This is a genomic window from Rhodococcus sp. T7, from assembly GCF_009872365.1.
Classification (GTDB): domain Bacteria; phylum Actinomycetota; class Actinomycetes; order Mycobacteriales; family Mycobacteriaceae; genus Rhodococcus_F.
This window is the reverse complement of record NZ_WXYH01000390.1, coordinates 107,479-130,227: the sequence shown is the minus strand read 5'-3', so window position 1 is coordinate 130,227 and position 22,749 is coordinate 107,479. Positions and strand designations below refer to the sequence as shown.

27 protein-coding genes and 1 pseudogene are annotated in these 22,749 nt (G+C 64.1%); 15 read left to right on the top strand and 13 right to left on the bottom strand.

The window, feature by feature from the left end; all coding sequences use genetic code 11:
• Positions 1-66: 66 nt before the first annotated feature.
• Together MLGJGCBP_RS49110 and MLGJGCBP_RS49105 are read right to left on the bottom strand one after the other, a co-directional pair.
• Positions 67-531 (bottom strand): hypothetical protein, encoded by a 465-nt coding sequence (locus MLGJGCBP_RS49110; RefSeq protein ID WP_160103102.1) that lies wholly within the window; start codon positions 529-531, stop codon positions 67-69.
• Positions 532-702: 171 nt separating this feature from the next.
• Positions 703-1,122: a hypothetical protein gene (locus MLGJGCBP_RS49105; RefSeq protein WP_160103100.1), complete on the bottom strand. Its 420-nt coding sequence runs from the start codon at positions 1,120-1,122 to the stop codon at positions 703-705.
• A gap of 169 nt (positions 1,123-1,291) precedes the next feature.
• Between MLGJGCBP_RS49105 and MLGJGCBP_RS49100 the strand changes: the two genes are divergently transcribed.
• From MLGJGCBP_RS49100 to MLGJGCBP_RS49090, 4 genes and pseudogenes are all read left to right on the top strand, one after another.
• Positions 1,292-2,308, top strand: coding sequence for a hypothetical protein (locus MLGJGCBP_RS49100; RefSeq protein WP_236581665.1), 1,017 nt, complete (start codon positions 1,292-1,294; stop codon positions 2,306-2,308).
• Between the two features lie 77 nt (positions 2,309-2,385).
• A complete protein-coding gene (locus tag MLGJGCBP_RS49095) occupies positions 2,386-2,733 on the top strand; it encodes a histone-like nucleoid-structuring protein Lsr2 (RefSeq protein ID WP_160103098.1) in 348 nt (115 codons plus the stop codon).
• Between the two features lie 31 nt (positions 2,734-2,764).
• A pseudogene (locus tag MLGJGCBP_RS54610) lies at positions 2,765-2,911 on the top strand (zinc-ribbon domain-containing protein); the annotation flags it as partial.
• A 129-nt stretch (positions 2,912-3,040) separates the two neighbouring features.
• A complete protein-coding gene (locus MLGJGCBP_RS49090) occupies positions 3,041-4,015 on the top strand; it encodes a hypothetical protein (RefSeq protein ID WP_236581670.1) in 975 nt (324 codons plus the stop codon).
• A 70-nt stretch (positions 4,016-4,085) separates the two neighbouring features.
• Here the strand turns inward: MLGJGCBP_RS49090 and MLGJGCBP_RS49085 are convergent, their stop codons facing one another.
• A complete protein-coding gene (locus MLGJGCBP_RS49085) occupies positions 4,086-4,808 on the bottom strand; it encodes a hypothetical protein (protein ID WP_160103094.1) in 723 nt (240 codons plus the stop codon).
• Positions 4,809-4,957: 149 nt separating this feature from the next.
• On the opposite strand from MLGJGCBP_RS49085, the gene MLGJGCBP_RS49080 reads away from it, so the two are divergent.
• Positions 4,958-5,707 (top strand): SOS response-associated peptidase, encoded by a 750-nt coding sequence (locus tag MLGJGCBP_RS49080; protein WP_160103092.1) that lies wholly within the window; start codon positions 4,958-4,960, stop codon positions 5,705-5,707.
• Positions 5,708-5,715: 8 nt separating this feature from the next.
• On the opposite strand, the gene MLGJGCBP_RS49075 is transcribed toward MLGJGCBP_RS49080, so the two are convergent.
• From MLGJGCBP_RS49075 to MLGJGCBP_RS49045, 7 genes are all read right to left on the bottom strand, one after another.
• A complete protein-coding gene (locus MLGJGCBP_RS49075) occupies positions 5,716-5,976 on the bottom strand; it encodes a hypothetical protein (RefSeq protein ID WP_160103090.1) in 261 nt (86 codons plus the stop codon).
• A gap of 415 nt (positions 5,977-6,391) precedes the next feature.
• The gene (locus MLGJGCBP_RS49070) at positions 6,392-6,925 is read right to left on the bottom strand and encodes an ATP dependent DNA ligase (RefSeq protein ID WP_236581664.1); all 534 of its coding nucleotides are present in this window, start codon (positions 6,923-6,925) and stop codon (positions 6,392-6,394) included.
• A gap of 48 nt (positions 6,926-6,973) precedes the next feature.
• Complete coding sequence (locus tag MLGJGCBP_RS49065; RefSeq protein WP_141475986.1) at positions 6,974-7,384, bottom strand: hypothetical protein; 411 nt, start codon at positions 7,382-7,384, stop codon at positions 6,974-6,976.
• A gap of 14 nt (positions 7,385-7,398) precedes the next feature.
• Positions 7,399-9,504, bottom strand: a complete 2,106-nt coding sequence (locus MLGJGCBP_RS49060; protein ID WP_160103088.1) for an integrase — start codon at positions 9,502-9,504, stop codon at positions 7,399-7,401.
• Complete coding sequence (locus MLGJGCBP_RS49055) at positions 9,501-11,189, bottom strand: hypothetical protein (protein ID WP_160103086.1); 1,689 nt, start codon at positions 11,187-11,189, stop codon at positions 9,501-9,503. The genes MLGJGCBP_RS49060 and MLGJGCBP_RS49055 overlap by 4 nt, the downstream gene beginning before the upstream one ends.
• A gap of 80 nt (positions 11,190-11,269) precedes the next feature.
• Complete coding sequence (locus MLGJGCBP_RS49050) at positions 11,270-12,787, bottom strand: site-specific integrase (RefSeq protein ID WP_236581663.1); 1,518 nt, start codon at positions 12,785-12,787, stop codon at positions 11,270-11,272.
• A gap of 49 nt (positions 12,788-12,836) precedes the next feature.
• Positions 12,837-13,361, bottom strand: a complete 525-nt coding sequence (locus MLGJGCBP_RS49045) for an ATP-dependent DNA ligase (protein WP_442972148.1) — start codon at positions 13,359-13,361, stop codon at positions 12,837-12,839.
• Between the two features lie 476 nt (positions 13,362-13,837).
• Here MLGJGCBP_RS49045 and MLGJGCBP_RS49040 point away from each other — a divergent pair, with 476 nt between their 5' ends.
• Entirely contained in the window at positions 13,838-14,140 is a 303-nt protein-coding gene (locus MLGJGCBP_RS49040) for a hypothetical protein (protein WP_160103083.1), read from the top strand.
• Positions 14,141-14,223: 83 nt separating this feature from the next.
• Here MLGJGCBP_RS49040 and MLGJGCBP_RS49035 read toward each other — a convergent pair whose 3' ends face one another.
• Positions 14,224-14,724 (bottom strand): N-formylglutamate amidohydrolase, encoded by a 501-nt coding sequence (locus MLGJGCBP_RS49035; protein ID WP_160103081.1) that lies wholly within the window; start codon positions 14,722-14,724, stop codon positions 14,224-14,226.
• A gap of 219 nt (positions 14,725-14,943) precedes the next feature.
• Here MLGJGCBP_RS49035 and MLGJGCBP_RS49030 point away from each other — a divergent pair, with 219 nt between their 5' ends.
• Positions 14,944-15,894, top strand: a complete 951-nt coding sequence (locus MLGJGCBP_RS49030) for a recombinase family protein (protein ID WP_160103079.1) — start codon at positions 14,944-14,946, stop codon at positions 15,892-15,894.
• 25 nt (positions 15,895-15,919) lie between these two features.
• Here MLGJGCBP_RS49030 and MLGJGCBP_RS51210 read toward each other — a convergent pair whose 3' ends face one another.
• Positions 15,920-16,063, bottom strand: a complete 144-nt coding sequence (locus MLGJGCBP_RS51210) for a hypothetical protein (protein WP_201453340.1) — start codon at positions 16,061-16,063, stop codon at positions 15,920-15,922.
• A gap of 547 nt (positions 16,064-16,610) precedes the next feature.
• Here MLGJGCBP_RS51210 and MLGJGCBP_RS49025 point away from each other — a divergent pair.
• The 5 genes from MLGJGCBP_RS49025 (at position 16,611) to MLGJGCBP_RS49005 (ending at position 19,528) form a co-directional block, all read left to right on the top strand.
• A complete protein-coding gene (locus MLGJGCBP_RS49025) occupies positions 16,611-17,441 on the top strand; it encodes a CopG family transcriptional regulator (protein ID WP_160103077.1) in 831 nt (276 codons plus the stop codon).
• Between the two features lie 359 nt (positions 17,442-17,800).
• Positions 17,801-18,277 (top strand): hypothetical protein, encoded by a 477-nt coding sequence (locus tag MLGJGCBP_RS49020; protein WP_160103075.1) that lies wholly within the window; start codon positions 17,801-17,803, stop codon positions 18,275-18,277.
• 59 nt (positions 18,278-18,336) lie between these two features.
• Complete coding sequence (locus MLGJGCBP_RS49015) at positions 18,337-18,651, top strand: hypothetical protein (protein WP_160103073.1); 315 nt, start codon at positions 18,337-18,339, stop codon at positions 18,649-18,651.
• Between the two features lie 23 nt (positions 18,652-18,674).
• Positions 18,675-18,998, top strand: coding sequence for a hypothetical protein (locus tag MLGJGCBP_RS49010; protein WP_160103071.1), 324 nt, complete (start codon positions 18,675-18,677; stop codon positions 18,996-18,998).
• A 101-nt stretch (positions 18,999-19,099) separates the two neighbouring features.
• Complete coding sequence (locus tag MLGJGCBP_RS49005) at positions 19,100-19,528, top strand: hypothetical protein (RefSeq protein WP_160103069.1); 429 nt, start codon at positions 19,100-19,102, stop codon at positions 19,526-19,528.
• A 334-nt stretch (positions 19,529-19,862) separates the two neighbouring features.
• On the opposite strand, the gene MLGJGCBP_RS52870 is transcribed toward MLGJGCBP_RS49005, so the two are convergent.
• Positions 19,863-20,324, bottom strand: a complete 462-nt coding sequence (locus MLGJGCBP_RS52870) for a hypothetical protein (protein ID WP_160103067.1) — start codon at positions 20,322-20,324, stop codon at positions 19,863-19,865.
• Positions 20,325-20,375: 51 nt separating this feature from the next.
• Here MLGJGCBP_RS52870 and MLGJGCBP_RS48995 point away from each other — a divergent pair, with 51 nt between their 5' ends.
• From MLGJGCBP_RS48995 to MLGJGCBP_RS48985, 3 genes are all read left to right on the top strand, one after another.
• Positions 20,376-20,825 (top strand): hypothetical protein, encoded by a 450-nt coding sequence (locus MLGJGCBP_RS48995; RefSeq protein ID WP_160103065.1) that lies wholly within the window; start codon positions 20,376-20,378, stop codon positions 20,823-20,825.
• 153 nt (positions 20,826-20,978) lie between these two features.
• Entirely contained in the window at positions 20,979-21,965 is a 987-nt protein-coding gene (locus tag MLGJGCBP_RS48990) for a hypothetical protein (protein ID WP_160103063.1), read from the top strand.
• A 56-nt stretch (positions 21,966-22,021) separates the two neighbouring features.
• The gene (locus MLGJGCBP_RS48985; RefSeq protein ID WP_160103061.1) at positions 22,022-22,339 is read left to right on the top strand and encodes a hypothetical protein; all 318 of its coding nucleotides are present in this window, start codon (positions 22,022-22,024) and stop codon (positions 22,337-22,339) included.
• Positions 22,340-22,749 lie beyond the last annotated feature (410 nt).

Sequence of the window (22,749 nt, the reverse complement as noted above, 5' to 3'; positions counted from 1 at the left end):
GCGGCCTGTCTAGTTGTGGCGTCATCGCTGGTGTTGCAGTGGTCAGGAGGTCGCTGCATCCGGACCTTAGGTTTTTAGGACGCCTGGCTGAGCATCCTTAACCTCGCGATACCTGTCAATAACTTCGGTTGAGTAGGCGACGACGGCCTCCTTCAATGTGCTGTCGTCGAGACTGTAAGACTCGGCTTCGATCGCGTCGAGGATCTTCTCACGCAGCGTTTCCGTTAGGCCTGGATCATTACTACCTGGGCTTGCACCTTTGTCGATCACCCACTGAAGCCTTGACCAGCTCCTGTCCGAGCGATGATGTTCCTTCGCCTGGTGCCACGCACGTTTACCTGTGATGTAGGCGAGAATAGCCGCCCCCAACGCAGCTAGCCCAGCGAAGAGAGTCGCCACAGGTTGGCCCGCAATCGTCCAGAACTCGGACGATCCCGGAACCTCGAACCAGCGGCCAAGTAAGAAGCCGATGAACATCGAGAGGCTGACGAAAAGCGGGATTCCCCAACGGGGTACCTGGGTGGTGCTCACCCACCACGCTGCCATTCCACCGGATCCGTGAGAGTCCGTCACTGCCCGATTGTCGCTGATTTCTGTTGATCCGGGGTTGTTACGCCAGCCAGGTCATGAAACCGACGAGGAAGACCCCCAGGCCGCCGAACAGCACCGGGAACTCTGCTCGTCTTCATCCGTTGTCGGGATTTACCGGCGACCGTCGCGAATCTGGTAGACCCGCTCGCGGCTGACTCCGGCCGCTCCTGCGAGCCGTGTAGCTGAACCGCCGGCGCGCATCGCATCGCGGAGCACGGTACGCCACGCGAGGTCCCGCCGGCCCGCCTCAATCTCTGCCTGCGCCTTGGCGAAGGTGACGTGTTTGACGATCTGCTCCCAATCGACGGACTCGACCTCCACGATCCTGTAGCCCTTCTCGACCGCGGGAGTGTCGCCGCTGGTGACCCGCCACCCGTTCGCCGCCAGGACGTCCTCTGGGGCTTCGTCGGCGGCCAGGGGATAGCTGGCAATGAGGCCAGGTTCGTCCGGGGAAGTCATCACGAGGATCTCGGGATCGCCGAGGGCGACGGCGTCGCTGGTCACGATGTGAGCGGCATAGGTCGGCGACATTCCGTCTCTCCTTCATCGGCGGGCTTTACGTAAAGCACGCTACACACCTTTTGTGAAGCGCGCTACACGTTTTACAGTTTCGTATCGTTTCATTTCATAATGGATACGTAATGAAACGATACGATAATGTGTTACGATTTACCTCACGTCAACGGTGGGAGCGTCGAAAATGGCTGAAAACAAGCCGGGTAGGCCCCGGGAGTACGCGTCGGACGCCGACCGGGTCCGGGCCTGGCGGGCGCGGCAAAAGCAGGAGACCGCCTCCGCCGCGGCAGAGGCGGAACTGCCTACCGACCCGGCGGAGGCAGCGGCCGCGTTGGCGCAGGTCCTGCCCTTGCTGCGGCAGGAGGCCGGCGGCGCATTGGACAGGCTGTCTGCGGTCGCCGATCGGATCACCGGTGCGGTCGACCTGCTCGGAGATCCGGCAGCGATAGACGCCCACCTACGCCGCGCACAGGTCACCGCGGACAAGGTGAAGGCCGACGCCGCGGATGAGATCGAGAAACTCCGTAACCAGCTCGAGGCGGCGCTCGATGACCGCGCCAATGCCGACGTCGCCGCCCAGGCCGCCGAAGCGGCGGCCGCGGAGTCAGCGACGGCGTTGGCTGAAGCCCAGCGCGAGCACGCCGAACAGGTGCAGGCCCTGCGGGTAGCGCACGGGGAGGAGCTGACCGTGCTTGCTGAGGAACACGCCGCCGTCCTCGATCGGTGGCGACAAGAGATGGAGACCGCGGCTGCCGAGCACCGCGACAAGGCGGCAGAACAGCATGAACTTGTCGAGTCGCTGCGTCGCCACAACGCCGACCTTCTTACTCAGATTGACCAGGTCCGGAGTGAATCCGATCGCGCAGCAGCGGCGGCGACAGCCAGCATCGAGCGGCTCGAGGCCGACCTCACGGAGGCCCGGACCGCGGTGCAGTCCGAACGCAGCCGGGCGGACGCAGCCCGCGACGAACTCGCCACCACTAAGGCGGATCTCGCAACTGCCCAGGCGCAGGCAGCGGCCGCTCGCGAGCGAGCCGGCGAACTCCGCGACGAACTCGGCGCCACCAAGGCGGATCTCGTGACCGCGCAGGCGCAGGCAGCGACCGCCCGCGAGCGAGCCGATGAGCTGCGCGCCGAACTCGCCGAAGCGCGTAGCGCCAGCGCGGCCACCAAGGACGGCGAACGGGGCACGAACCCATAGGACCCGGGATCCGCGGAGTTTTCTGATACTGCCAGTACTGTCATCCGGTCTGTACCGAAGAACGAGGAGTGGAATCTGTGGCACGCAAGGTCGTAGTTGAGATGGTCGACGACATCGACGGCACAGCCTTCGGTGAGGACGGCGAGAGCATCCACTATGCAGTCGACGGCGTCGAGTACGTGATCGACCTGAAAGACGAGCACGCGAAGGAACTCCGAGAGACCTTCGAGTACTACATCGCGCACTCCACCCGGGTCGGCGGCCGCAAGCACCGCGCGGACCGACCGGGCAACCCCACTGCCGGGAAGCGGCCGCGGGACGAAACGAAGAAGATCCGCGCTTGGGCGCTCGAGCAGGGCTACGAGCTCTCTTCCCGCGGCCGTATCCCCGCCGAGGTCGAGCAGGCCTTCCGCGACGCCCACTGAGGGCCTCGAACAGGAGACACAAGGGGGGAGTATGCGTTTCAAAGATGAGCACCCAGAACTGTTTCGGCAACTGCATCGGGCCCGCAATGCCGGGGTCGATCTTGATTCGATCACCGCATCTTCACACGAGATGCTTTGGTGGCGTTGCCCTGTTGGTCACGAGTGGCGAGAAACGCCGCTGCAACGGCGATCGCACGCGACGTGGAAGCAGGGGGATCTCCACGCATGCCTGTACTGCGTAGCTCCTGGCTGCCTCGTCTACAGCTGCGGTCATCGTAGGTTTCGGCGCAGTGAATCCACCTTCCGTGTGCTCGCCCACCCGTGCGACAAGTGTGAGATCACAGAGCACGCACAACTGATTCTCGACGCGCTGGACGATTCGGCCGCGACCGCGGTCCGCATCCTCGATGAGAGCCCGGTTTACGCCCAGTTCTGCGGCAAATCGGCCGAGGCAGTCGAGTGGTGGGACGAGATCTTCCCGCTGGTGGAGGCATATTTCGTTCGCATGGTCAGCGTGTACGCCGCCATCGCGACCGTCGAGCATCGTCCCACGCTGAGCGAACCGATATCGAGCCTGCTCGGCGCGTGCATGCTGCGCCTCCTCGATGCGCTGCCGCAGGACTGCCGGGAGGAGATGCATTCGGCCGTGCCGGAAGATGCCGGGCACTTTCATTCCACGTATCTTCCCGGCCGGCACACTGCCGAGCTCGGATGGGCGTTGAAGAAGCGCGGCTTCGACATCGTCGACACACCCCTACAAGACGACATCGAGCGGCGCGTGCAATTCTGCGAGCAACAACGCTTCTCCGCGACCGGTGAACTGCCTCCGGTCAACCTCGCAGGTAGGCACTATCCCGCCTATATCCACCTGCCTCGGGACCGCGAGAGAGGGTCGTTGACCGAGCTGCAAGGATTCCGCCCGAAGCAGCTCCCACCACGGATCACCGCAGTTCGGGTCAGGCTCGACGAATCCTCACCCGCCGAGACCGACGACCCCCTCGGCCGAACGCACATCGGCTACTCCCCGGATCTCACGCCGCAAGAACTGTGGGAGCGCGGCCGCGGGATCTGGAAACTGCGCGCCGACCACGTCGCCGCATCAACGATCGTCCTCATGGTCCACGACAAGACGGTTGTCCTGGTGGCATCGATCACCGGACTCACCCTGCACCGCGGCGGCCTGGCCATTCTCGGTGAACCGCTTACCAATCACCCTCTCATCGGTAAGCCTGACCCGCTGCATACACCGAACCCCCTTGCTTATGGCGTCATCAATCGGTGAACGGGCGTGACCCCAGGGAAAGGATGGGCGTTCCGTGCTGTCCGACGACTCTTCGTCGGTGGCCGGCTGGTTACTCCACGTGGATGTGGGTGTCCTGGAGTTCGGTGACCGCGGCGGCGAGTATCCCGGTGAGCGAGTGCGCCGGGTTCCCACACGACTCCCATGGCCCTGCGAAGGGATTGGGGTCGTGCCAGGCCTGGCAATACCAGCCGGGGAGCAGTTGGTCGTGGATTTCGGCGTCGTCGCCTTCGATGATGTCGGTGAGTACCTCGAGGACCGCTTCGTAGAAGTCCTCCTCGACGAGCACATCACCTGCAGTGAATGCGGTCTCCGCGATCACGATGGCCAGGTGCCGCGACAACCGAGAAATTGTGTCCCCTTGAGCGACAAGCACGGTGAGGGTGTCTGCGGTGGCCTCGTCCTCGGAGGCCAGCTCCTGTTCGGTCTCGATGCTGTGCACGATCATCTCGTGACATTGGGCCAGGGCAGCTGTGGTCTTCGCCGCCGTCGCCATCGAGATGCGCACCCACGACGCCTCGGCGACGTCGACGTCCGCGCATTCGATCGTCATTCCCGCAACCATGTCGGCCCACGCCGGAACGGCGTCTGCATTGATCGTCAGCTGAGCGTCGCGCTCACTGATGCCGGCGATCGCGGCGACCGTGGTGACATTGCCGTCAATGAACGCCGCCAGCATCTCGTCCGGGTACTGCACGCCGCGGGCGGCGAGTTCGGTAGCCAACAGCGATACGTATCGGGCCGACCACGACTTCTCCCGTTGCTGATCCGCCATGCCCCCAGTGTGCCGAACTCGGGCCGCACCTTTGTCGAACGCGCCCAAGACCAACCCCCAAGGCTCGACAATCCTGAGTCCCCAGGAAACGCGACATAGACAACTCGAACCATCACCTCACGGCACCTAGGTCGTGGCACGCTATCGGTATGTGCGGTCGCTACGCATCGACGACGAGCCGGAAAACGCTGCTCGAGACCTTCGAGATCGACCCCGAGCGGGCCGACCCGGAGATGTCGCCGGACTACAACGTGGCACCCACGAAGACCTCCCCAGTCGTGATCGCCCGGGTACCGAAGGACACCGACGAACGGCCCCAGCGACAGTTGCGCAACCTCAAATGGGGCTTGACGCCCTTCTGGTCGAAAGACCCAAAAATCGGCTCCCGCATGATCAACGCCCGCGCCGAGACCGTGCACGAAAAGCCTGCGTACAGGAATTGCTTCAAGTCGAGGCGCGGGATTGTCCCGGTGGCCGGGTTCTATGAGTGGTTCCCGACCGATGAGGTGGGCAAGTCCGGGAAGCCGCTGAAACAGCCGTACTTCATCCACCCTGCCGAGGGCGACATTCTGCCTCTGGCCGGCATCTTCGATTTCTGGCGCAACCCTGATGTCCCCGACGAGGACCCGGACGCCTGGCTGGTCACATTTTCGGTGATCACGACCGAGGCCACCGACGATGTGGGACACATTCACGATCGGATGCCGATGAGCGTTGTCCCGGAGAACTGGGCGGATTGGCTCGACCCGACCAACACCGACGTCGACTACGCCCGATCCCTGATGGCGCCGCCGGCGCCGGGCAGCCTCGACACCTATCCGGTGTCCAAGGCCGTCAACAACGTCAAGAACAACGGCGCCGACCTCTTGAAGCCGATCACCGTCGAGAACGCCCACTGACCACGCAGTTACCCCAGCCAGACCATGAATCCGAGGACAAAAGCGGCCAGGCCGCTAAGCAGTACCGTGCCTTCTTTGCTCATGTTCATGCGGCCGATGAGTCCTGTGGACGAGATGTACCCGACTAGCGCGGCAATCCCGCCCAGGACCATGAGGTATCCAGCCCATGGGCCGAGGAACTGGAAGACATCTTCGATCGTCGGCAGCCTGACCGCAACCACATGGGTGAGGCCCGGTGCGTCACCGTTCAGAGCGAGGAAGTTCGTCATGACTGCGCACGCTAGACCAAATTCGGAGAATGCCGGGGGCAGATTGACCGGCTCTGAACAGCAGCGATGCGCCCCTGGGGCGCATCGCTGAGCCTAACAACCACGCCCCAAGTCGGGCGTGTCCCAATGCCGTCTCGGAGTGTCGCTCACACGATCTTCGAAGCGGGTTTCCTTCAGGCGGCCAGGCGCCGGAATATCACCACACCGTGTGCTGTTGAAGCAGCTGACGGTGGCGCGCATACCCCGGGTACCACACCAGAAAAGTCGCTGCGAGCGACCACTTGCCGAGAGGCGATATGGCGTCACGGTCACCCCCGAGCCGGGTAAGACCTACATTGCGTAGCGTTCCCGACGACATTGGGGATGAGGAGCCGCTGACGCCGGGGAAGGTGTCGGCGGCTTTCCTCTGGCCGGTCTACAGGTCCTCCACACGAACCGAGCGATCATCGACGTCGAAGCGCCGGCCTTTCAGCGAGGGATGGCGCAAACCACCCGCCGTGTGCGCCCTGTAGGCGACGTCCACGACCAGTCGAGGAGTCAGCCACTGAACCCCGGGGAAGGTCTCCGCGGCCGCTGACGGGTCCGTGAGAGGGCTGCTAGGGCGTTCCAGCGGCCGGAAGTCCTCCCGGAGCTGTCGGCGCATCGGCACCGTGAGTCCGGAAGAAACGGAACCGACCTGGACTAATCGGTTCTCGGCGTCATACGCCCCGAGGATCAGCGCCGCGACCGATCGACTGGAGCCGACGAAGCCGATCACCAAAACCGAACTGCGAGTGCGGATTGCGTGCTTGATCCAGGCTCGGCTCCGCTGGCCCGGAAGGTAGATCGAAGTCGAACGTTTGGCTAAAATTCCTTCCATACCAGCACTTTTCGCGGCATTTAGCATGATTTTGCTGCTCTGATTCTCCCATTCACTGCCCGACAGCAGTGTCGGAACTCGCGGCGCCACTCTAGCTCATCAAAAGACCGTCGGTTCGAGCATCGAGTCGCGCTACTGCTAATACTTCAGTGGTCGAGGTCCAGCGGTCGGCAGGGCGATCAGATTGCCGGCGTGGTCCTGATGGGTGAGTTCTGTGATTACCGCGCAGAGGGTCTTGATTTGGTCGAGATTCGTGGCCTCGCGGGCTTTGAGCTCCCTGATCTGTTCTCGAGCATCCGCCAATTGCTGTTGCAGCGCGTCTATATTCGGCGGGATCGGTCCCAGGCCAGCACTTGCCTTGAAATCTGCGACGAGGTCGGGGTGGTGTTCGTAGAGACGTTGGCGCGACACCTCGGCCTCGGTAGCGAGCGTAGAGATGGTGAATTTGCCATTGCTGCATGCAGAAGTGCCGGTCAGCAAGCGCTGGGATGCATCGCGGATGCGCTGACGCTCGGCTTTGAGCTGGGCGAGACGATCGGTGGTAGGCATGGTGCCGTTCCTGTCTAGGGGCGCGTCGACTCGTGGGCGTGAATCGCTCTGTCGTGTTCGGTCAGGCGCTCGTGGAGGCGGCGGTGTAGCGGCAGAGGCAGCACCTGCAGGTCGAGATCGGTGCGGAGCTTCGTGACATGGTTGCGCAGCTCGGTTATGTCGCGTTCGGTGTAGGCGATGTTGCTGCAGTTCAGTCGGCAACGCGCCCAGACCGGGCCGTTCTCGTCGTTGGTGGGGGCTTGGCAGGCTGCGGTTTCCGGACGCCAGACGCAGGTGAGCAGTGCTCCGTGATGAATTTGGAGGTCCGGGTTGGACAGTGCGGTGTTCGCCTGTGCTGCGCTGGTGAGGGTGACACCGTTGAACCGTTGTCCCTCCCTGACTCGGTGCCGGTAGGTGTCGGCGGCGGGGCCGGAGACGTGTTCGCGTCGGGTGAGGCGCTGGTGGTCGTCGTGCAGTTGCTCTGTCCGCAGTAAGAATTGCTCGAAGGTGATCTCGTCGAGGAATCCGGCGTCGGCTTGCCCGGCGTAGCCGTGAGTCATTCGGGTAAATAGGTGGCCGTATTGGTTGGCGCCGGCGATGGTGCCGCCGGGGCGGCGGACGATGTGCCAGGCGAGGGTGCGGCGCAGCCTCACCCCAGTGATTGGTCCGTGCTCGTCTTCACCGATGGTGGGGTGATCGACGGTATCTGCGATGGTGGTGTTGAACCAGGTAATGAAGGCGTGGACGTCGTCGGCGAGGCTGTTTTTGGTTCGGGTGCGCGGTGATCGCAACCAGTTGGCGGTTCCGAAGTGCCCGAACGGAAACAGCGTCGCACTGGGAGCGAGGTCTTCGAGAATCGCAATCGCCTGGGCGCCCTGAGCATTGATGACCCAGGGAATCGTCGCGGGTGAGCGTTCGGCTCTCTGTGGGGTGGTCTTGAGTTGGTGGCCGGACAGGAAGATCAGATCGAGCTTCGGGTCGCGGGTGACGCAGCCGCGCCGGAGGTTGAGCACTTCTCCGACCCGCATCCCGGATAGGTAGGCGATGACGATGAAGCAGGCGGTGGTGATGTGTCGGATCAGTGGGCGCAGTTCGGATGTTTCCACTGGGCCGTCGTGCCATGCTCGGTCCCCGACCTTCGTGAATTTCGTAACCCGTAGCAGGTCACGAACGACGGGCAGGCCGCTGTTGGTGATGGCGGCGGCGCAGGGATCTAGTTTGAGCTGTGCGACATGCGGCAACTGGCCGGCGTGAACCAGCCCGGCGAGATCGACAACTGTGCGCCTGCCGTCACGACGGCCTGGCAGGGGGTGACCGGCCGCGGCGAAGGCGTGCAGTACGCGGGCGAGCTGCTCTTCGGCCGCGTTCCAGCGGGTGGTGTTCCAGTGGCTGTATGGCCTTGGGTCCGCGGCCACGGACACGGCCAGAGCGCGCATGGTGATCATCTGACGGGCGGCGGGCAGGACGTCGGCGGCGATTGTTTCGGTCACCAGCAGTGCCGCCGACAGCAACTTTCCCATGACGTCGGGGTGGATGCGTGGGGTGCGGTTGCCGAGGCGCCGCGGATCCGGGTCGCCTGCCAGTTCCGCCGCGCTGGCACCGCCCCATAGGACGGCGATGGGCATTCGAGCGAACGCGGGCAGATAGTCCCGGTAGAGGTGGAGGCGTTGGACGGCCAGCAGTAACTTGCGCTGACGGGGTGTGGAGTCGGGTTGTTCCCGAACATGGCTGTAGTAGCGATCCAGATCGATCTCGGTGGCGTCGGCCAAGGATGTGATACCGCGGTCGGCGAGCCAACGGAGGAATACCCGCAGGTGCGACAGATCGGCCCAGATCGACGGAATCGACAGCACGTCCGCACGTGACCCGGCCACGCGGGGTGCGTGCTCGGTGACGTTGACCAGCGCGAAGACATAGAGTTTGCAGGCGAACAGCAGTGGCTGGGGATAGGTGTCCCAGTGGATCGCCTGGTTGGCGCGGTGTCGGTCGGGCAAGGCGGGGAACAGGTCCCAGACCGGATCAGCGAAGCGCGACAGCATCGCCGTGGCGTCGTGTAGTCGGCGGCGCTGCAGCACTGTCGTCGTCGAGGTGATGGGCAGGCCGTCGATGCGGAATTCATCGTCATGGAATGGGCTGGTCATATGGGATCGAGGTCTCCTGTCAACAAGCGGGCCGCCGTGCGGCGGTGCAGGTCGGTGATCTGGTCGCGGGCTTGCGTGCGCTGTGCGGGTTCGAACTCGGCGATGATTTCTTCCAATTGCGCTACCCTGCCGGCGAACTCGGTGACCCACCGCAGCGCCGACACGTGGTCCCTCTGTCTTTGCAGCTCATCGAGGACGGCGAGCTGGAACGGAAGATGCCGCGGGAACGCGCGGGCGTTGGAACAGTCGAGGCAGGTCAGGAAGGTTTGCCGACAGGTCGCTCCGCCGTCGTGTGGTGAATGGTCGAAATCGGTGCAGGCTCCGATCACGGTGTCGTGGTCGGATCCCAGCGACGCCAACGCCTCGACGTGCATCCTTCGCCGCTTCCGTGCATCGGCAACCTGCTCATCGAGCGCCTCCCGGATTAGCTGATAGCCCTCCTCGGTGACCGTGTCCATGTTCCGCAGATAGCGGCCGAGGGTGGCAGGTGTGTGAGCCACCGGGCGCCGATGCCGCTCGAGGTGGGTCTTGCGTAGCCGGTTCAAGGAGAACCCCAGGAGAACGTCATCGCGCTCCGGGTCGCCGGTCAGAGCCTCAGCGAACCAGCTCTTACGGTGTTCGCCTCGGACCTTGGGCGTTGTGGCGGTCAAGGTCTGCGTTGCTCGGACGTAGAAGGTGAAAGCCTTTTCGCTGCCCACCATGTGACGTGCCGACTCCGTCAAGTCCAACAACGACATGAATACGCCATACGGTGTGGTCAACGACGTCTCGCGCACGTGCTGTGGTCGCCGATCGTGGTCGGGTGGATGCAACTCGGTGCGCAGGTCTGTCAACGCAATCGTCATGGCAGCGCGGGGACCACGCCGATGTTTGATCGCATCGACGAAGACGACTCCGGGTTCGTGTGGGGCGGTCGCCAGAATCCGCGGGACCGGCAGTTCGAAGACCGTCGATGGGTTCAAGCCGGTCAGTCCTACCAGTAGCGCACCGAACGCCCACGCCTCGCCGGTCGACAAGTGCAGCAGCGATCTGAGCGGGCGACCGGTCACCAGGCTGGCGATTCTGACCGACTGCGTCGGAAACCCATTGCTCGTCGCATGGGGAAAGTCGCCGGTGCGCAGATAGTGGTCCAACACCTCACCCAAGCATCGCTCCGGGTCCCTGGTGTCACGGTCGTCCAGCTTCCCGGCCCGGAAGTCCGCGACGAGCTGTCGATGAGCGACTATCCGCTCCCGAGCACGACGAATCACCGTCCGCATGGCGGTGCTGATCCATCTCCATTCCTGCTCGGTATAGGGCTGGTGGCCGCCACCTTTAGTCCCGACGTTCTTATGCCGGGCGATCTCGCGGAGAACCTCCTCCTTCACGGCGGGGCAGCAACTGAGCAGCGTTCGCAGTTCCGACATGGGATGATGACCCGCAGGTGTCCGCAACGCGTGCAGCAACATTCGGGCATCAGCGACGGTGAGCTCGCCGAGCTCGGACATGGTCGGACGGTTCTCGGCCACCCATTTGTTCGTCCTGCGCGCCACCGCCCACATGCGTTCTGCCGATTGCAGCCGCCGCCAACGCCCCAGCGGCCCGGTGACCTCGCTGAATGCCGACGCGAGTTCCTCTCGGACGCTCGGATGGCCGGGTAGGACGCCGAAATCGAAAGCCTTCCGCTGGCCGCCATCGTCGCTCACGAATTCCACGACGAGGCCAGGACTTCGCTGGGGTGGTTGCCAACCCTGGGGCGGTAATGCGGCCGGGCGTCCTTTGCCGCTCACGAGGTGGCCCCCGTCAGCACCCGCGGCTCTCCGAGCGCCAGGACATCGACCAACTTCTCCAGCGCGTGCCGGTCATCGGCATCCATCAACCCGATCAGCTGCTCGACCTCCAGTGCCTTGAACGGTTCGAGATACACCTCCCGGGTGACCTCGGCACTACTGTGTCCCAACAGGGTCGCCATCAGATACCACACATCCCCGAGCTGGTTACGGAAGTCGCGCTGCTCCTTTGTCGTCAGCACGTTGGTCCGATGCCAGGCAACGAAGGTCGCAATGCAGTACCAGCGCAACGCGAAAGAATGCCGCAGCATATGCGGTCGACACCACAATCGGGCCTGCCCATTCACGGTGCCCATCGCCCGCGCAACCCGGGTATTGGCGCGATCGAACGTCTTGTACCAGGCCTTCTTCGGTCGCGGCGTACCGTCGTCGTTCAACCACAACCACACCGGTTCCAGGCCGCCGTCGCCCTCCCGAAACAGCCTCATCCGAAGCCGGGGGCCCATCGCGTCGAGATGGACATCACGCAGGCGCCCTAAATCGTCGACCACCTCGATCACGCCGCCCCGGCGAACCTGCCGCAGCAACCAGCGGCCTTGCACATGCTCGTATCGGCCGGCGACCTGCGCGCGTGCGATCGCCGCGGCTCGGCTGCCGTCGTCGATGTAGTAGCGGACCAACTGTGCAACTCTCCGACGCATCCAGAACCGTCGCCCCACAGCTCCTTTCGCGCACGCCGCCGACAGCTGACCCCGAAATAGCCCAGCGCCATGCGACGCCGGTATCTCGATGGTCAGCTGGCTGGACCACTCGCCCATCCGCAGCCCGGTGCCGAACAGGCCCTCTGCGAATGCGGTATCGCGGTCCTCGGTTCGACCTTGCCAGGTATCGGCCGGTAGCCCGTCCATGGTGAATCCACGGAGGCCGAGATTGCGCCATAAACGGAACGCCTCGGGGGTCATCCACTTCACATCCGCCCGGCGAACCGCCGAAGGTGTGCCCTCCAGCACTTCCTTCGCTGTTACGCCATCGAGACCACGATCGATAAGGCGGACACGGACAGGGTTATCCACCGGTCGATGGTGAGCAGCCCACTCGTAGAACCGCCGGATAGCCGCCCTATCGACGTGAAATGCGCTGGGCGAGATCGCATCGGGGTTCTCCTCTGCCGACAGACGCCACTGCTTGAACATCGCCAGCTCATCACGCGCCGCCGTGTCCCACCGTGCGCCGACCGCATGAAGGAAATCCAGCCACACCTTCAGCGAGTACGCGTATCGGCGCACAGTATCGATCTTCAACCCCATCGCACCCGGCCTCGGTGCCCTCCAGTACGCATTGACCAGCGGATCTGCGCGGCCCCAAGGGTCGATGAAGAACGGAGTGCCGTCGACCGCCCCGTTCCGCCTCGCCCGCGTCAGTACGTCGTCAACGCCGGAAACCAAACTTTCGACAGACGCCCACCTGCGCTGGAAATCATAGAAATTCAGCGTCCAACCCTGCTGTGCAGCCAATCCAGAGTCCACGTCCAGCCCCTCCATCTCATGACCAATTGAGCAATGATCAACCACGAGTCCGACAGGTGTCGGAAGGGAGAGTGAATTCCCAGTGCGGAGGGGCGGTGATGGGCAGTCCGCCGACGTCCTGGATGATCGAATCCAGCTCGGTCAGTTTTGCCCGCCGATCCAGGTACGAGGCGCTCATCAGGTCCAGGTCGTCGAGCACCAGGACGTCAAAGGGTAAGAATGTCACAGGTATTCGTCGTTGTAGCGGCTTTGTCGCGTGGGCTACACCCATTCTTCTCTGGAGAAGTCCGAACGAGGGTTTGCCGTGATCGAGTACGACTACCTCACCGTCGAGAACGATGCGCCCGCGGCCGCCGAACGCTGCTGTCAATGCCTCGGCGATCTCGGGATATGAGGGTGTCACCACGTTCATGGCGCGGGTCCACAGCACCGGCTCGTGGCCGCCGCCAACCGAGGCCAGCATCCGGCACCCGTCGTACTTCATCTCGAAACTCCACGGCCGTTCCGCCGTGTCGTCCGGGAGTGTGCCGGCCGTGGCCAGCATGGGCGCGATCAGCCGCATACGCCCGATTGTGCCCGCGACCTGGGAGCTACGCAGGTAGAAGGCTCAGGACAGCGCGATTGCATCGAGCCGCCGCCGGTTTCAGAATCGCGACAACCACACAGCCGTCACCGCCCATCCGTCGCCGGCGGCGGGCGGTAGGTACTGGGTCAGTGCCAGGAGTTCCACCAGAGAACGATGGGCACCAGCCAAGGTGTCCACACCATCCAGCTCGTTCCCAACCCGTACGGGGAGATCGGAATCACCGTCATCACCTCCGGAGTTAGTTGAATGGAAGCGAGTCCCACCACATAGCTACTGCCACCCAGGCATCGGTGAACTCAGGGAAAGCAGAGAAAAATCCCAGGTCTAACATTGGTGAACTCCTTGGTCGGAAACGACCTCCTGCGCTGTGTATCGCCCGCCGGAGGCGGATCGGTACAACTGCCCAGTAAGAAGACATCGGAACTGCCAAGCCCGAACGCACAAGGGGAACTATGACCGAGTTCTACACCGCAACCGACCTCGAGCAGGCCGGATACGTCCGGTACCGGCTGACGGAGCTGTTCGGGGAACCCGACACCACCACCAACGAGGACCGCTGGTCACGCGAGACCGTTGAAGCCGTTGAACACGAGGTCCTCGCCCCAGCTGCGCGGGTGATCTTCGCCGCGTTCGAGCCGCAGCTCGACACCCGTGCAGGGATGATCGCCGCCGATCTGCGGGTGGGGTGGCCGCAGATGGAACAGATGCTCGCGCGCGTGACCGTGCGAGAGTCAGGCAATGGCCGGAATCCCTGAGACGCACCAGGAACGGCCCGGTGGAGAACATCCGCAGGGCGTTCTGACGCTGTCCGGCTGGATGGAGGGCACCTGTCGTTGGGTCAGGCGGTGGTGACGATCCGAATCTCGGGATCGGTATCGCCTGCCTGCAGGCGGTAGTGCGGACATCCAACGACTTGGCGGGGCGCCCGGATCGCCTGCCGGTCGGCGTCGAGGTAGAGCCGGTAGGCCAGCTGCCCGTCCCGGTGCTCACCGGTGTCCGGGTCGACGGCGCCGAGGAAATACCCCTGCGTCGCGTCGGCATCGGCGAAGATCGCCCGCGCCCACTCGCCCGGCTCGGTGACGGGGAGATACCGCGGTAGGCCCGTTGCGGCGTCGACGATGTGCACGAGCACGGTGACCGCGAACCCCGATGCCGCCGGCACCCACTCCGCGGCCGCGACATCGAATGCCGTGAGCCAAGTGTGGATCCGCAGCTCGATGTTCGTGCCGGTCCGGGCAGGCACGGTGATCACGTGCGGATCCGCCGACGGACCCAGTGCGGTCAGTGACGGCAGGACCGGGGGATGCTCGGCGGAGAGGTCGTCGGGGGGAGCGGACACCAGGAAAGACTACGGGTCCACCTGCACAGATCGGCCTGAGCGATCACCCGCATGCCGCACCAGTACCGCCCGGGCACGAAATGCCCACGAGCCCGTCTGTGTGCACTGCTCTGATGCGTTTCCGACACCCCGTCGACACGGAGAAGTGCCAGCACAGAGCGTCGAAAACTCGTGTCGAAAAACTATGTCGAAAAACCCTGCCGAAGGTATTCTCGACACATGTTGATCGGCTACGCGCGGGTGCGCAGCGCAGACCAGAACCCCGAACACCAGGTCGATGCGCTGCGCCGCGCCGGAGTGGCGGCCGAGGACATTCACGTCGACCAGGCGGGCGGGGCAAAGGCGTCACGCCCTCAACTCGATCTGGTGCTGTCGCGGCTGCGCGAGGGCGACGTCTTGGTGATCACCCGGCTGGACCGGCTCGGACGGTCGATGTTGCACCTGATCACCCTCGGCGCCGACCTGCGAGAGCGCGGAATCGGTCTGAGGGTCCTCGAGCAGGGCATAGATACCGCCACCGCCGAGGGCCGCGCCATGTTCGGGATGCTGTCGGTCCTGGCCGAGTTCCAACGCGAGATGATCGCGGCCAACACTCGTGACGGACTGGCCGCCGCCCGTGCCCGCGGCCGCAAGGGTGGTCGACCCTCGAAGCTCGGTCCAGACCAGATTGAACTCGCTCAACGCCTGTACGACGCAGGAGAGCACACCGTCGCCCAGATCGCCGACATGCTGAAAGCGCCGCGGACCACGGTGTATGGGCATCTAAACAAGCGAAGGGTGGACGTCGCACCGCTCGCGCAGGAGGCCGCCGTAGTCGCTGGCCCGCCGGCGGCCAACTCTCGCATGTGCCCGACTTGCGGCCACGAGCCGACCACTCGCGCCGAGGCAGCGCATCAACGCGCTGACCTCGCGGTGATCTGGCTTCATCCCGATCCCCAACACCGCGGAACGCTGATCAGTCGACACCACTGTCGGCACTGCGAACCAGGGCAACCGGCATTCGATATTGCCTGCAGTATTTGTGGCGACGGACCCATCCTCGCCGGCGTACTCGCTGAAGAGGCGCGGTGCGGCGACCTGACCAAGCCGGTCGAACGATGGCTCACCGCAGCGGGATGGACCGTTGCGCCGGGCCTCTTGTGCCCGGACCACGCATCCCGCGGGCGATGATGAGCTCAGTCGAGGCGGCTGACTGCTAGGAATCGGCCGGGACCAGAAACTTCGTCTGGACGCTGAACGGATAGGTGCCCGGACTGGCGAGCAAGGACTCGATGAGTGCGTGGCCGTCCTCATCGATGGAGAGAATTTTGAACTTCGAGACCCCTTGCGGGTGCAGCATGACCGTGTCCCCAGGCGCCATCCGATCAGCCCTCCAGTCCTCAAGACGCCGAAATTGCAGGTCATCGGCGGTGCGAGATTTGTGCACCCCGGCGGATTCTCTCCGAGCCGAGGCAGCAGCAAGATTACATCTATCGAACGGATGTGCGAAAATTGAGGGGTGAAGCACGTCGAACAGGCTCCGGTGCACTGCCCCTCCGGGCACATGCTCGGGCCGAACACGTGTGTCGTCGGTTGGGAGGTGTGCGCCTGTGACACCGCGAGCAACGGCGGCCACCGCACGCACTTCTGTCGCTCATGCGGGCAGACGGTGCGGACACCGCCCTGTGCCGGTGCGCAACCACAGGCGGACCGGTGGTTCACTCCGCCCAAGCCCATCTGAGACGCACCGCGGCCGCGCGATCGCGTGTCAGTGGCGCTCCGTAGACTCAGGTTCGTTCTGTTGAGCATCCCCCCAATTTTGTTCGCAGAACCCCCCTGTGCCCCGGCGTCACTCCCCCCCGATGCCGGGGCACAACCATGCCCACTGCCGGAGAGAAGATCGAGGGATGACGGAGTCGAAGCCAGGTCGGATCCCCGTGGGCGATCCCATCGCGCTTCGCTTCGACCCCGAGACCAAACGCCGATTCGAAGAGATCGCCGAGGGCATCGGGCCCCGCCGCTTCGGCGCGCTTATCCGTGTCGCCTGCCGACGCCTCGTCACCCAACCCAAAGCCGTCGGAACTGGTCTCGCCGAACAGCGGCGACTCTCGGAAACGCTGCGGGCGATCCCGCTGGTCATGCTCAAAATCAAGTTGGAACCGGACACCGCGCAGAAGTTCGCCGCGCTGGCCGCCGAGTACGACACCACGGTCAGCGCACTCATGCGGATCGCGCTGCACCGATTTCTCGAAACCCCCGGTCGCTACAAGCATCCGATGCTCCGCGAGGCCGAGCGCACCGGCCTGTCCGACTGGGTCGACGTCATGGTCAACCCCTCCGGCAAGCAGCAAATCTGGAGACTCGCCAGCCGATACGGGGACAAGCTCAACACCGCACTGCTCCGAGTCGCCCTACGACGCCTACTCGACGAGCCCGGCGATCTCACCACGGACCTCGAAACCATCGCCCCACTGCGAGACCTCAGACCTGAAATCTATCCAGCCAGGGCGAATGTGCACTTCGACCCACCACTACGCGACAAGCTCGACGGGCTGGCAGAACAGCTCGGGTCCGATCGCGCCGAGTTGATGCGCCTCGCGGCCAAACGCGTGCTCGACGATCCCGGAAAGATCGAACAAGCAGTGAACAACGAGATCTTTCGCAGCGAGAAGAACCGGAAGCACCTCATGGCCAGGCACGCTCGCCGCCAGGCGCGGCGCCACACCCAACACGACTGACCGCATCGGGCGACTCGGTTCGTGATGTACCCGCCTCGGGCGGCTACCTGGCCACCTGCGGTGTCCCTTGATTCGAACTCCGCTGCGCTCCGCCCTGTTGAAGAACATCGTTCGTTTGACGTGCTGGCCTTCCGATCCTGATCGACGGCGGTCCTGTCGCAACCCCTGGCGGCGCAAGCGCCGGCACAAGGCTCCGGAAACTTTCTCAACCCGCACTCGCTGGCGCTCGCAGAGAAACTTCCCGGCCCAGGGGTTGCGCCATGCCCTGATACCGCCGATCCGACTCTCCTTTGCCAGCACGGCAAAACGAACGATCGGGGCACGCGAGTGGTCCGATCCCGTACGAAAGGTCACTGACCATGAGCACAGCAACAGCATCCATGGCTCCCGTCGTGGGGACGTCCGAGCTGCTCGACTACCGGCACTTCGGCACCTTGGAGGAGATCTACGCCCACGAGATGGGTCGACTGGCAGAGGCGGGCGTCGGGGATCCTGAGGTGACCTCGACCGGCGGGAACTGCTACGCCCTCACCGGCAATCCCGGCCGCACTGCCGACGGCCGGTCGATCTACCTCCTCGCCACCACCAACGGTGAACCCGCTCTGACCACCGATTCGCCGATCACGAGCTGGGCTGTCGGCCTGTACGAGGACCAGGGCGACTCGGTCGCCCTGGCCATGGGCGAGGCCAGCGTCGACGCACTCGGCAACTCTCCCGATGCCCTCGGCTGCGCGATCACCCGCGCCTGCACGGCACTGCACCAGTACGCCAGCGCCGCACCGGCAGGGAAGGTCGCACACATCGGCGATCGCGGCATGAGCTGGAGCCCCGAGTGACCGATAGCGGCGTCTCAGTCTCCGCGATCGACCCACCCATCCTGAAAGGGATTCTGCCCGTGACCATCCACATCAACCCCGAAATTGCGGCCGAGTTCAACCGCCTCGCCGATGCCAACGAAGCCGACCTGACCGTCGACCCGGACGCTACCTGCGACTACCTGTACTACAAGGCCGGTGCCATCGGGTACGACGGCGGGTCTCCGGGCATGTACGGGGCCTTCCACATCGGCGATGACGGCTACTCCGTGGCTCTCCACCACAACGGCAAACCGTGGGAGAACACCACCCCGGAGCGAACCGAACATCGGGTCACAGAGTGCGCGGACTGCTTGTTCAAGGCCGTCCAGGTTCTGCTGGAACAGGCGATGTAACAACGCCAACACGAGGAGGTCCCATGCAGTTGGAATTGCTCAGTCCGTGCAAAATTCGCCCCTGCTCATCATCCGTCGCTCAGGACGGTGACGTGTGCGAACGATGCCGCATCGCCTTCGGCTGGATGCTGCAGGAGATTCGCATCCTTGAGCCGGAAGCCCCAGGCCAGGACCAGAGCGAACCCGGCGCCGACGCCGATCTCAGAGAACCAAACGGCCCCGAGCGGAGAGCCAGCCAGTGTTGGATCTGCGAAAGCAGGCGGACCTGCACCCGAGTCAGGGGCCGATGGGAATGCAGGATCTGCGCCAGGATCGACGGCTCCGACGATCACGACGTCGGCAGCTGAGCTCTCATCGCACGCAGAAGTGGGGGCCACCGGGCAGTAGGAGCCTGCCCGGTGGACCATCCCCGCAACACAACCCACATACCCAAGGGAGAACGAACAAGATGTCGGAGAACGAGTTTCAGTCCGGTGACCAGGTCATCATCGACCCCGAATACGTGACCAAGTCCCTGAGAGGGCGCGTTTTCGAGGTGGTTCGCCGGATGAAGGTGAACTACGAGCTGCGGCCGCTCGACGGTGTCGGCCGCAATTTGGCGGCCCACCCTGGGGAGATCGTGCCCGCCCCCAAGGAACTGTTGGCGAAGCCGATCGTGGCGGTCACGCCCTTTGAGCTCGGCTCGACTGTTCGAGTGAAGGCGGCGAATATCGATCCGTCCACACTGTTCGTAGTCCTCTCGAACGGCAGCAAGGTGAAGGTCGCCAAGCTGGGTAACGACGAGAGCCGGTACTGGAATGTGCCTCGGACCTGGCTCGAGAAGGTGACGATCGACCTCGTCGCAGCCGCTGCGAGCGCCCAGGCGGCCGAAGTCTGATCCCTCCACCTCGCGGGAACAAGAACACCGGGCAGTAGGAGCCTGCCCGGTGTTCTCTCCCGAAAGACTAGGAGGGGGCAGCGCGCGACCGCAACATAGGCCCGGATCCAGCCCCGCCCAATCAGGACCCGGGCGCGGGGCATGGATCACCACAATTCTTAACGGGCGGCCGGCAGCACAATTCGCGCCATATTTTCACTCCAAGGAAATGTGAAGTATGGAGTCGAAGCCCGGCCGAGTATCCCTTTGCGATCCTTTCGTTTGGCGTGCTCTCGCGGCGCGCCGGGAATTAATAGTGTTCAGGGGTTGACTCCGCAATTCACGAAATCCTCCCTCACCTCTCCTCCGAAGTTAGCGACGCCGCCAATGCAACGTCTGAACTGGGGTGGAAGGGTTGCAGTGGGCGCGGTGGCGACGTGGTCGCTTCGCCACGGATGGTTTCCAAATTGGTTATGAAGGCGCCGTAAATTACTCGATAAATTAACGCAAAAGGGTTGGGGAACTTTGTTTTATTCGATATTATGAGTTCAATTGAAATTGACTCGGAGGGAAAGGCGTGACGGTTGCTGTAAAACCGCATGCCCAAAATTGGGAGGGTGAAATGATGATCGCTGACGACGACGCGCGCGATGCCTGGCAACTCCACCACGAGGATGGGTTGACCTGGTCTCGGGTGGCCAAGGAGATGGGATACAGCGAGGGTGCGGTCCGGAAACTTGCTGATGCCTATCGGCGGCGGACCGACGCCGCGGCCGCCGAGCATCAGATAGTGCTCTTCTGAGCGGGTCGTGAACATGACAGACCCTTACGGCACACTGACGGTTCGTTCACCGAAGGAGACATCAGCATGACCCTTGGAATGCGCCGCATCCTGCTCATCGAACTCGCGTTCGCCGCGGTCATTGGCGTGGTCGTTGCACTCCTCTGGCCTGGCGGCGGCGGTGGCGCGATCACTCCCACCTCGCCCACCGATCTCGGGCCGGGATGGCTGGCCGGACTCATTGCCGGCGTCATCTGCCTCGCGGTCACCATGATCATCGCGTTCGTGCGCCGGAGGGGCGGAGAACTGGACGCACCCGACCCCGTCGAGCCCGATCTCGATCGGCTTGCCAAAGCTGCGGTCGAGGACGATGCCCGTGACCGGTCGATCGGCGGTGCGGGGAGCCCGGCAGCTCGGCAACCGCGAACTTCGGCGGCCGGTTATGTCCCCGCGAGCATCTACTACACCGACGGCGGCACGAGCGGTACCGACGGCGGTGCCGGCGGTGCCGGCGGCGACTCGGGCAGCTCGAGCTGAATCCGTGGACTCCTGGTGATCCGGGAAAGGGTGCTAATCGTCAGCAATATGTTGACGATTAGCACCTAACACCCTCAAGAAAAAGCCCTGACGGTGGGCAAACACCGCCAGGGCAATCGACCACAGATTGGACCTGTGACCATGAATGAGGATATGACACCACCCGGGGGAACGGCTGACCTCATCGGCCGTCTGGCCGACTACGGCTTATTGGCCGCAACAGTGATTGGCGTGCTCTTCATCCTCGGTGGCGGTATCAAAGCGATGAACGCTCGCCGGTACGGAGAATCCCCAGGGGCAGGGATGGCGATGGCCATCGGCGGCATCGTCACCAGCACCGGTGCGCAAATGCTGAACGTCCTCCTCCGGCAAGTGCTCTCACCGCTCGACGCGGATGATGCGGACGACCCGACCGGTGCCGCCCCCCTCCCGGCGCCGCAACCCGCCCCCAACCCGCCGACCGCCCAGGCCTCCGAACCGTTCGACTGGTCCATCGTCGCCATCATCTTCGGCGGCATCGCCGCGATCGGTCTGGCAGTTGCGCTCGTCGTCGCGGCGAACCGGGCACGCATCCGACGGAAGACCGAACACGAACGCCGCGATCAGGCCCGTGCCGCTCAGCTCGAACTCTGGGCGAAGGGCGTCGCCGCCTACAACGCGACCTGCGACGGGCTGATGGACTTCGAGACCAACCTCGAATCGATCTTCGACCGCCCCCTACTCGGCGACGTCAACGAACCGGCCACCGCAGCCTTCTACGCCGCGTTCGAGACCGCCCAGGAGCGGCACCTCGAGAACGTCCCCTACAGCGACGACCAGATCCAACGATTCGTCGACGCCGCCACCACCGCGTACCGCGCCTTCACGGCCGCCGATACCAACGCACGGACCAAGGCCCGCGCCAACATCGTCGCAGGCAACCGCCACCTCACCGGCGCCGAGATACGACGCACCAGACTCGCCCGCAAGGCATTGGCCGTGGCCAACAATCCGGCCGCCGCCCCGGGAGAGGTGCAGGCCGCGTTCGAGAAGGTCATCGAGCTCCTGGCCGGAATCACCGAGATCCCTACTGCCGCGAAGACCACGATGACTGTTGCGATCACCGCAGCCAGCCGACCCGCTCTCACCGTCAGTGGCTGATGAGACCATTCCGCACAGGCGATCGATAACACGGTCGCGGGGCGCAGAGGGGAAATATGAATTCCGCATTCACGGTGGGGCTGGGGGTCTTGCTCGCCGGAGGTCTGCTCGGCGGACCCGTTGCTCGGCGATCCAACAATCCCTGGCGGATACGCGAATGGGCGCTCGCCCTCGTCATCGTCGCCTGTCCCATCCTGATCTACGCGGCGATCACCTCGGACGTCTCGACCATCCTCAAGGTGCTCCTCGTCGCGACCATGACGGGCTTGCTCGCGGTCTGCGCCTGGACGATCCGGCGCATCTCGCAGCGGAATGAGGGATCAGAGGCGGGACCGCTCAACGCCGACCGGCCGGACACGACAGGGAGGTCGTGAAGATGGACAACGAATACCGCACCAGTCGTGGGGGCGCCGATGGCCCAACGGGGCCTCCAACGGGTCGATGACCGGCCTACTGTGGACTCATGCCGAGCTATTGCACGGCGCTCCAGAATACGGCGCAGGACAATCCTACTTTCGGCGGTGACCGATACGTACCGGGAGCGGTAACGGCCGGTCACGTGCACGCCGTCCACTGGCCTGATCCTCAGGGGCGATCGTGGGACGACCTGGAAACGGTGTGCGGCCGGTCGACGCGAGGCATGGAGCAGCAGGAGCATGTCGACCCTACGCAGTGGCCGACTGGAAGATGGGCGCGTTTGGCGTGCACGGACTGTGATGCTCTGACATAGTCCCGGGGCCGGTGCACCCGCCGCGCTTACCGTCCGCGGTATGGCAACCATCGT